8 protein-coding genes are annotated in these 6570 nt (G+C 70.1%); 5 read left to right on the top strand and 3 right to left on the bottom strand.

Annotated features, from left to right (window positions below):
- Positions 1 to 473, top strand: a 473-nt coding sequence (locus tag VFS34_09010) for a hypothetical protein (GenBank protein ID HET9794588.1), incomplete at its 5' end; no start/stop codon positions are given.
- A 147-nt stretch (positions 474 to 620) separates the two neighbouring features.
- A complete protein-coding gene (locus VFS34_09005) occupies positions 621 to 926 on the top strand; it encodes a hypothetical protein (GenBank protein HET9794587.1) in 306 nt (101 codons plus the stop codon).
- A gap of 9 nt (positions 927 to 935) precedes the next feature.
- Here the strand turns inward: VFS34_09005 and VFS34_09000 are convergent, their stop codons facing one another.
- The gene (locus tag VFS34_09000) at positions 936 to 1439 is read right to left on the bottom strand and encodes a hypothetical protein (protein ID HET9794586.1); all 504 of its coding nucleotides are present in this window, start codon (positions 1437 to 1439) and stop codon (positions 936 to 938) included.
- Positions 1429 to 2220 (bottom strand): DUF1223 domain-containing protein, encoded by a 792-nt coding sequence (locus tag VFS34_08995; GenBank protein ID HET9794585.1) that lies wholly within the window; start codon positions 2218 to 2220, stop codon positions 1429 to 1431. The genes VFS34_09000 and VFS34_08995 overlap by 11 nt, the downstream gene beginning before the upstream one ends.
- Before the next feature lie 90 nt (positions 2221 to 2310).
- On the opposite strand from VFS34_08995, the gene VFS34_08990 reads away from it, so the two are divergent.
- The 3 genes from VFS34_08990 (at position 2311) to VFS34_08980 (ending at position 5686) form a co-directional block, all read left to right on the top strand.
- The gene (locus tag VFS34_08990; protein ID HET9794584.1) at positions 2311 to 3867 is read left to right on the top strand and encodes a PLP-dependent aminotransferase family protein; all 1557 of its coding nucleotides are present in this window, start codon (positions 2311 to 2313) and stop codon (positions 3865 to 3867) included.
- Positions 3868 to 3929: 62 nt separating this feature from the next.
- Positions 3930 to 4880 carry a DUF885 domain-containing protein gene (locus VFS34_08985; GenBank protein HET9794583.1) on the top strand — a complete coding sequence of 317 codons (951 nt, stop codon included), beginning with the start codon at positions 3930 to 3932 and terminating at the stop codon, positions 4878 to 4880.
- Positions 4826 to 5686 (top strand): DUF885 domain-containing protein, encoded by an 861-nt coding sequence (locus VFS34_08980; GenBank protein ID HET9794582.1) that lies wholly within the window; start codon positions 4826 to 4828, stop codon positions 5684 to 5686. The genes VFS34_08985 and VFS34_08980 overlap by 55 nt, the downstream gene beginning before the upstream one ends.
- Positions 5687 to 5784: 98 nt before the next feature.
- Here the strand turns inward: VFS34_08980 and VFS34_08975 are convergent.
- On the bottom strand, positions 5785 to 6570 hold a 786-nt coding region (locus VFS34_08975; protein ID HET9794581.1), incomplete at its 5' end, for a M20/M25/M40 family metallo-hydrolase.

Here is a 6570-nt window from a genome sequence, read left to right as displayed (position 1 = left end):
GCGGCGCGGCCAACAGCGGCGCGTTCGCGAACGTCTACATCAACAGCAAGTGGAACTTCAACGTCAGCGGCCTCTACCAGCTTCCGGCGAACTTCAACGTCTCGGCGAACCTCTACGGACGCCAGGGCTATCCGATCCCGTACTTCGTGCGCGAGAACCCCGGGGATGGCCTCGGCGCCCGGAGCGTGATCATCGGCAACCCGGATGACCACCGCAACAAGAACCTGTACGAGCTCGACATGCGTCTCGAGAAGGTCGTTCCGCTCTTCCAGAAGGCGGACCTCACCTTCTCGCTCGACGTGTTCAACGTGCTGAATTCGAACACCGTGCTCCAGAAGCGGAACCGCTCGTGCAACGGCACCGGCGGACCCTGCGGATTCACGACCACGGGCGACGCGACCGCCCAGGCCAACGAGATCACCGAGCTGCAGGCGCCCCGGGTCCTGCGTTTCGGCGCACGACTGAGCTTCTGATCGATCGGGCAGCGGCCCGCCGGCCTCGCGCCGGCGGGCCCTCTTCCGGCGCGGCCGCCATCCGAAGTGGCACTCTCATCCCGACACAAAGCGGTTATTGCCGCCGACCGTTTCCGGCGCGACACTTCCTTCGTGGAGGAACCCGCCATGTCCAGCGAACCCTACGGAAATCACGTCGTCAAGCTGATCGGCCGCCCGCCGATGCACGAAGAGGCCTATTCCAAGGCCACGGTCGTGCTGCTCAACCGCCAGATCGTCTATCTGGATCGCCTCTCGGCAGACATCCGGGCCGCCAGCGGCGCCGTCGTCAAGAGGGCCGAGATCATCCGTGCCCTGATCGATGCCCTCGCCGAATCGGGTGAGGACGTCCGCGACGTGAGGACGGAAGGCGACCTGAAGCGCCGCGTCCTGGCCATTCGACGCGCGTCCGCGGACGGCCGCGGGAACGGCTGAACGGCGGGCTCAGGCGCTCGGCACGGCGTCCCTGGCGGGAAGGGAAGGGCGGGAACGCCCGACCACCACGGCGATCGGAATCCCGACGCAGAACACGTGCGTCAGGACGGCGATCACCGTCGCCGGCCACGAGAAGGGACGCCGGTGAAACCGCGAGAGGGGCATGACGATCCAGTACATCACGAGGTAGACGGCGATTCCGTACAGCGCCCCGAAGGCGAGGGGCCGCCGCGTCAGCGCCGGGAGCTTCCGGCTCGCCATGAAGAACGCCGCCGCGGTGGCGGTCGCGATCAGGAACTGGAACGCGAGCCCGAGAGCGGCCGTCGCCGCTCCGCCGCGGAACGATTCCGCGCCGAGCAGGCCGCTCGCGATCCCCTGGAGGAGGCGGACCGGCGACACGCCCTTCGGGACCCACGTCGCGAAGGCCGCCGTGATGTCGAGAGCGCCCGCCGCCGCTCCCGCGAGAAGGATCGGGCGAAGACGACCGTGGTCGTCCCTCGCTTCAGTGGACACCGCCGCTCCCGGGCGCTCCGGGCACCGGCGCGGCCGATGCCCCGAAGACTTCGAGCGTCTTCGGATCCTGGAGAAACGCGGCGACGCCGAGGCGGTCCCAGCCGCGCTCGACGGACAGCGAGATCGCATGTTCCGTCGCCGGCGGGCCGTCCTTCAGCTTCGCGGCGCGGTCGAGGCTCCGAACGATGTATGCGTCGTGGAGGACATGGCCGCCGTTTTCTCCGCCGGCGACCTTCGTATCGCGGTCCCGCTCGAAAAGGGCGACCATGAGATCGAGCCGTCGGGAGGCGAGCGAAGCCGGACGATCGACGTGCACCGTCACGGCCACCTTCCGGTCGGCCCGCTCGATCCCGAGAGAAACGTCGGCGGCGGCGCGCGACGCCGCGGCCGCGATCGCGGCCCGGAGATCGGCTTCCCGCGAGCCCACGAGCTGGACGGAGCCGTCCACCACGGCCTCCGGGGTGTATTCGGCCGGGATCGCGAAGCGCCGCACGTACGCCTCCTGTCGGGAGGACCACGCATGACGGGAGAACGGATCCGACCAGCCGGCGTGGTTCCAGTAGTCGACGTGGAACGCGAGCGGCACGATCGACGCTCCCTCCTCCGCGCCGAGCCGGTCGAGCAGGCGATCGGCGGGGGGACAGGAGGAGCAGCCCTGCGACGTGAAGAGCTCGACGAGAACGGCGCGGGCGGCGCTCGGGGACGAGGGAACCGCTCCGACTCGGCCGATCGTCGTCAGGCCGGCGGCGGCGAGAAGGGCGCGACGGATTCGGGGTCTCATGGATCCTCCGGAGATCGCAGTCTCGGGGCGCGCGCGGTCGGTCGCAAGGGCCACTTGCCGGTGGACCGGCAGCGCCACTATTCTCGCGCGGTGCGGGCAGCCCCTGCGGGAATCCTCCCGCTGGTCGCGATCGAACGGTCTTCCGGCAAACCGCTCTATCGGCAGATCTATGAAGGCTATCGCGACGCGATCGTCGAGCGTCGTCTCCGGGCCTGCCAGCGCCTTCCTTCGACCCGGAGCCTCGCCGCGGAGCTCGGTATTTCCCGGCTCGCCGTGCTGAACGCCTTCGAGCAGCTCCTCGCGGAAGGGTATTTCGAGAGCCGGACGGGATCCGGAACCTTCGTCGCCCGGACGCTGCCCGAAGACGTTCTTCGGCCCCGCCGCAACGCTCCGGGACCCTCCCGCCCCTCTCCCCCGGCGCCGCGCCGCGTCGCCGCCCGCGTGGACTCGGTCCGCCGCCGCGACTCTCGTCCGTGGTGGATCGGCCGGGGCGCTTTCTCGATCGCCGAGCCGCCGATCGACCGGTTTCCCTCGAAAGTCTGGTCGTCTCTCGTCGCGCGCCATTCCCGCCGCAGCGACTCCCTCCTCCGGCCGGACGGCGGACCGCTCGGACTCTCGTCGCTCCGGGAGGCCGTTGCCGGCTATCTCCGAACCGCTCGGGCCGTCCGGTGCGAGGCCGACCAGGTCATGATCAGCGGCGGGTCGCAGCCCGCCCTCGATCTGGCGGTGCGCGTCCTGCTCGACGACGGCGCCGCCGCGTGGATCGAAGAGCCGGGATATTTCGGCATCCGCAAGGTCCTCGCCCTCGCGGGCGTGCGCGCGGTTCCGGTCCCGGTCGACGAGGAAGGGATCGACGTCGCGGCGGGGATCGCGCTCGCCCCCCGGGCCCGCGCCGTCTTCGTCACTCCCTCGCACCAGTTCCCGCTCGGCGTGACGATGAGCGCTTCCCGCCGGCTTCAGCTCCTCGACTGGGCGCGAGACACGGGCGCCTGGATCGTCGAGGACGATTACGACAGCGAATACCGGTTCGGAAAGCTCCCGATCGCTTCGCTCCAGGGACTCGACCGCGATTCCCGGGTCATCTATGTGGGAACCTTCACGAAGATCCTGTTTCCGGCGCTCCGGATCGGCTATCTCGTGCTCCCGCGCGACCTCGTGCCCGACTTCGCGGACGTTCGCTCGGCCACCGCGATCTACCAGCCCACGCTTCCCCAGGCGGTCCTCGCCGACTTCATCCGGGAGGAGCAGTTCTCCCGGCACATTCGTCGGATGAGGATCGTCTGCGGGGAGCGCCGGGCGGCGCTCGTCGAGGAGATCCGGCGCGAGCTCGGCGGCGAGCTGGAGATCCTCGGCGACGAGGCGGGGATGTATCTGACGGCGGCGCTGAAACGGCGGGAGGACGACCGCGCCATCGCCCTCCGCGCCGCGGACGAAGGGCTGTGGGTCGCGCCCCTCTCGGATGCCTACAGCGGCGAGACCCGCAAGGCGGGGCTGATCCTGGGATATGGGGGAAGCGACGTCGCCCGGATCCGGACCGGCGTCGCCGCCCTTCGCCGGATCATCGATTCCGTCGAGCGCTCCGCGAGCCCTCCCGCGACCGAGAGGGCCGCCCCGATCCGGAAAAGCCGGCGCGCCCGGCCGCTCTGAGCCTCCCCGCTCCGGAAGTCGAGAGCGCCAGGCTGGAATAGGATCTCGCCCCGGAGGAATCCATGCTCGCCAGACTCGCCGGCATCGTCCTGGTCGTCGCCTTCGGCTCGTCCTTCGCGGCCGCCGCCGGGAGCGAAGACGCGCGGCTTCGCCGCTTCTTCGACGAGGAATGGCAGTGGGGTCTCGAGCAGTACCCGGAGGGCGCGACCCTCGTCGGCGACAACCGCTGGAACGACCGCCTGACCGACCTGAGCTTCGAGGCGATCGCCGAGCGGAAGCGGCGCTCGGAGAGCGAGCTCGCGACCCTGCGGACCTTCCGGCGCGAGGCGCTCTCTCCGGAAAGCCGGGTGAGCTACGACCTCTTCCTCCACGACGTCGAGCTCGCGATCGAAGGGAATCGCTTTCCGACGGAGTACCTCGCGATCGGACCCCTGGCCGGGATGCAGATCGAGCTCCCGAGCGTTCCGCCCCAGACCCCGTTCCGGTCCGCGCGCGACTACGAGTCCTACCTCGCGCGGCTGGCGGCGGTCCCGAAACAGGCCGACCAGGTGATCGCGCTCCTGAAGAAGGGGGTCGAAACCGGCTGGGTCGCCGCCCGGATCGCGGTGGAGAAGGTCCCGGAGCAGCTTCGGGCGGAGTCCTCCGGCCCGCCCGAGAAGAGCCCCTTCTTCGAGCCCTTCACGCGCTTCCCCGACGCCCTCTCCGAGACCGACCGCGAGCGGTTCCGGCGGCAAGGGACGGCGGTCATCGCCGGGAACGTCCAGCCCGCGTTCGCGAGGCTCCTCGAATACTTCGAGAAGAGCTACCTCCCGGCGTGCCGGAAGGATGTGGGCGCATGGTCGCTTCCCGACGGGGACGCGTTCTACCGCTATTCGGTCCGGCTCCACACGACGACGACTCTGGACCCGAAGACGATCCACGAGATCGGTCCGGCGAGGTCGCGCGGATCCACGGCGAGATGGAGAAGATCATCGCGCAGACCGGCTTCCGGGGCTCCTTCGCCGATTTCCTGAAGGATCTGCGCACGAACCCGCGCTTCTATTACACGAGCGCGGACGATCTCGTGCGCGGATACCGGGACATCGCCAAACGGATCGACGGCGAGCTGCCGCGCCTCTTCGCCACCCTTCCACGCAACACGTACGGCGTCGGCGTCATCCCCGAGGCCGCCCAGCCGGCTCAGACGACCGCCTATTACCAGCCGGGCGCGGCCGACGGGAGCCGGGCGGGGTTCATGATGGTCAACCCGTACAAGCTCGACACCCGGCCCCGCTACGAGATGGAGGCGCTGACGCTCCACGAAGCCGTTCCGGGTCATCATCTCCAGGCGGCCCTCGCGCAGGAGCTCCGGGACCTGCCCGACTTCCGCCGGAACGCCTACTACACGGCCTTCGGGGAGGGGTGGGGCCTCTACGCGGAGAGCCTCGGCCGTGAGCTGGGACTCTACGAAGACCCCTACTCGCACTTCGGCCAGCTCACCTACGAGATGTGGCGCGCCTGCCGCCTCGTCGTCGACACGGGGATGCACGCCTTCCGGTGGGACCGTCAGCAGGCGATCGACTACATGGCCCGGAACACCGCGAAGACTCTCAACGACATCACCGTCGAGGTCGACCGGTACATCTCCTGGCCGGGGCAGGCGCTCGCCTACAAGATCGGAGAGATGAAGATCCGCGAGCTCCGCGCGCGCGCGGAGAAGGCGCTCGGCCCGAAGTTCGACGTCCGGCGGTTCCACGATGCGGTGCTGCTGCACGGCTCGCTTCCGCTCGACGTGCTCGAGAAGAACGTCGACGCCTGGATCGCGGAACAAGACCGATAGTCGAGGGTCGCGAGTCGAAAACCGGACCGGCGATGCCACTCGTGGACGCACCGCTCGCCGACCCGCGACTCGCCGGCGCGGGCCGTCGCGCCGGCCAACTACCAGCGCTTGACGGTCCTCTTCTCCTGCGGGATTCGTCCCGGCGTTTCCGGCGCGTCCGCCAGCGTCCAGGCGACGACGGCGGTCGCGGCGGTCGCCTGCGCGAGGTTCCCGGGGTCGATCTTGTCGAACGTGTCGTCGGCGGAGTGATGGAAGTCGAAATAGCGCGACGCGTCCTGGTCGAGATCGACCAGGGGAATCCCGAACGCACGGAGCGCGGAGACGTCGGAGCCTCCGTTGGCGTCGGCGGCTCGCTCCGTGACGCCGATCGGCCTCAGGAGGCCCGCGATGAACGCCGCGAGCGCCTCCGCCTCCGGGCCTCCGGCGACGCCGATCCGGTAGACGCGATCCGTCCCGAGGTCCATCTCGAGAGCGCCGACGTGCCGATCGAGCTCCGCCCGATGCGCGTTCGCGTACGCCTCGCCGCCCCGCCCCCCGTTCTCCTCGTCCGCGAAGAGCGCCACGCGAACCGTCCGGCGCGGGGGGCGCGGGAGCGCGGCGATCGCGCGCGCGGACTCGCAGACGATGCCGACCCCGGCGCCGTCGTCGATCGCGCCGGTCCCCAGGTCCCACGAGTCGAGGTGCGCCCCGAGGAGAACGATCTCCTCGGGCCGGTCCGATCCGCGGATCTCTCCGACCACGTTGGCGCCCGGCGCGTCCGGTTCCGTCCGGCAGCCGAGCGCGAGCCGCATCCGGACGGGACTCGAGGCGGCGAGCCGTTCGACGAGATCGGCGTCGGGCGCCGAGAGCGCCGCGGCGGGAAGCGGCGGGACCCCCGGCTCCGC

This window comes from Thermoanaerobaculia bacterium (assembly GCA_035717485.1).
Lineage (GTDB): Bacteria > Acidobacteriota > Thermoanaerobaculia > UBA5066 > DATFVB01 > DATFVB01.
Note: the sequence above shows the minus strand (reverse complement) of the source record. Positions and strands in the feature narration are given on the sequence as shown.